1 protein-coding gene is annotated in these 2,817 nt (G+C 67.1%); it reads right to left on the reverse strand.

The genetic code is table 11. From position 1 onward, the window contains the following. Nucleotides 1–2,817, reverse strand: a 2,817-nt coding sequence (locus tag ELR45_RS05420; RefSeq protein WP_205856056.1) for a glycoside hydrolase family 3 protein, incomplete at both ends; no start/stop codon positions are given.

Below are 2,817 nucleotides of genomic sequence, written 5' to 3' on the forward strand. Positions count from 1 at the left end.
TACTTGATCGAGAACGTCGATAGACGTATCTCGCCGTCGAACACGAGATACACGTCTCGCCGACCATCAGCCTCGGACAGCTCCGCGTTGACCGTCGTGTACTCGTAGACGCCGCCGGTGCTCTCCACCGTCGCCGTCCCCACCAGCGGTCCGGTCGGGGAATCCAGCCGGATCTCGATCGACCCCTCGTCCGAGCCACCATTGGCAACCTGCGCCCGGAACGTCGAAGCGCGACGACCCAACTTAGCGTCGGCGAACTCGATCCACGCGCCGTCATCGCCCTCGACAGCGGTGCCGCGCTCCTTGCTCTCATCGACCAGCTGGACACCGGAGTAATCGTCGAAGTTCTCGGCCCGAGTCAGCTTCGCCAGATTGCGCGCCGGGATCGTCTCGCCGTTCACCCGCAGCGTCGTCTGCTCCCGGATGTCGTCCGACGACGCCCCCAGCAGCAGGTCGTAGTCTGACTTCTCCACCACCCACTTCTCCCGGGTGACGTCCCAATGTGCCAGGTCGGAGGCGCGCAGCGTGAACTCCACCGTCTCGGTCTGACCCGGCTCCAGCGACACCCGCTCGAATGCGCGCAGCTGCTTCTGAGCCACCTCGTCTCGTGACTCCTGCTGGTGGGTGTAGAGCTGGACCACCTCGTCCCCGGCCAGCTCGCCGGTGTTGGTCACGTCGACGCTGACCCGCACCTTCCCGTTGCCACCGACCGCCTTCCCGTTCGTCTTCAGGCCGGAGTACTCGAAGTCGCTGTACGAGAGGCCATGCCCGAACGGGTAGAGCGGCTCGCCGTCGTGGTACATGTACGTCCAGCCGCTGTTGATGATGTCGTAGTCGGTGATGCTGGGCAGGTCGTCGACGCCGTCGTACCACGTCTGGGTCAGCCGGCCGGCCGGGTTGGTGTCGCCGAAGACCGCATTCGCGACGGCGTTCCCGGTTTCCGAGCCCGCATGCGTCGTCCACAGCAGAGTCTCCGGCTGGTCGTCGAACGTCGTCGGGTAGCTGGTCTCCAGCACGACGACGGTGTCCGGGTTGGCCGCGGTCACGGCCTCGACCAGCTCCTGCTGGCTGCCGCCGAGCTCGAGGTTCTCCCGGTCGTGGTTCTCCCTTCCGTAGACGAAGGGCTGGCTGCCGACAACGACGACGGCGGCGTCCGCGTCGGAGGCAGCGGCCACCGCGGCGTCGACCCCGCTGTTCACGACCTCTCTCTCGAACCGCGCGGCATCGGCCTTCAAGCCGGTGCCCACGGTGCCGTCCTCGGCGACCGTGACGTAGTGCTCGGGGAATCCCCACCAGCTTTCGTTCGTCTCGTAGCCCACGTACTGGATCAGGTAGGTCCCGTCGTCCTGCTCCTCCAGCCGGAACTGCTGCTGGACGAACCAGCCGCTGGGCTCCTCAGAGCTGGTGTTGTACGGCCCGAAGTTGCCGGTCATGTACGTGCCCGTGTCGACATTGCGCAGTGTCGCGTAGTCGGACATCCACTCGTTGACGTCCCACTGCGACGCAGCTGTGGGCTCCGTCTCCGACGCGACCACCTCGTCCTCGGGCTCCGTGCCCGTGGCGGTGAGGTACCTGCCAGACTCGGTGTCCTTGAACGCCACCCGGTCCAGCGCCTCGACACCGGTCACGCCGGCGTCGTCGCCGAGCCGCTCGGTGATCCCGTCCAGCGGCGTCACCTCGTACGGCATGGTCCCGCCGTACCAGTCGCTGTATAGCTCGTCGTGCAGTGGGCCGATCACGGCGACGCTCGACGTTTCGCCCGGGTCCAGCGGGAGCGTGCCGTTCTCATTGTCCAGCAGAACCAGCGCGTCCTCGGCGGTCTCGCGGTTCAGCTCCCGGTGCTCCGGCCGGTCGAGGATGTCGGCGGTGATGTCGCCGTAGGGACCGCCGTCGGGGTCGAAATGCCCGAGCCGGAACCGGATGGAGAGCACGTGCCGCACCGAGTCGTCGACGTCGGCGACCGTCAGGTAACCCTTGTCGAGCGCGGACTTCAGGAAGTCGATCGTGGCTTCGGGGTTGTTCTCGTCGACGGTGAAGCCGTCCACCCCGGCCTTGATCGCGGCCGCATACGCCTCGTCGTGCTCGTCGAAGTAACCCTGCAACTCGACCAGCGCCCGCGGCGCCCAGGCGTCGCTGACGTTGTAGAGGTCCTTGTCGGTCCACGACCGGACGACCTCGTCGATGTCCGGGTCAACGTGCGTCGGGCGGCCGTTGACCAGGTTGTATGACGCCATGACACCGGTGGCCGCGTCGGCGGAGATCGCCGGCTTGAACGCGGCTTGGGCCCACTCCTGCTCCACCCGCGGCGTCAGGTTCGACGACGTCAGGCTGCGGTTGGTCTCGTTCCCGTAGCCGTAGAAGTGCTTCAGCACCGGCGCGACCTTCAGGTACTCGGGGTCGTCGCCGGACAGACCGCTGCCGTAGGCGGTGGAGATGGCACCGGTGAGCAGCGGGTCCTCGGAGTAGGCCTCCTCGTTGCGGCCCCAGCGGGGATCGCGGAGCAGGTCGACGACGGGCGCCCATGTCTGCAGGCCCCAGAGCTCGGGGTTGATCGAGTTGTAGCCGCGCAGCTCATCGCCGACGACCGAGCCGACGTCCTCGATCAGGTCCGGGTTCCACGTGCTGGCCAGTCCGATGGCCTGCGGGAACACCGTCCCCTCCGTGCCGAGCACCTGGCTCCAGTTGTCGTTCAGGTCGTTGGACCAGGCCACACCGTGCAGGGCCTCGGTGCCGGCTTTGAAGTACGGGATGCCCAGGCGAGGGATGGGGTCCTGGGACTGGTGTAGCAGTGACAGCTTCTCGTCCAGCGTCAGCCGG

This window comes from Phytoactinopolyspora endophytica (assembly GCF_004138495.1).
Classification (GTDB): Bacteria; Actinomycetota; Actinomycetes; order Jiangellales; family Jiangellaceae; genus Phytoactinopolyspora; species Phytoactinopolyspora endophytica.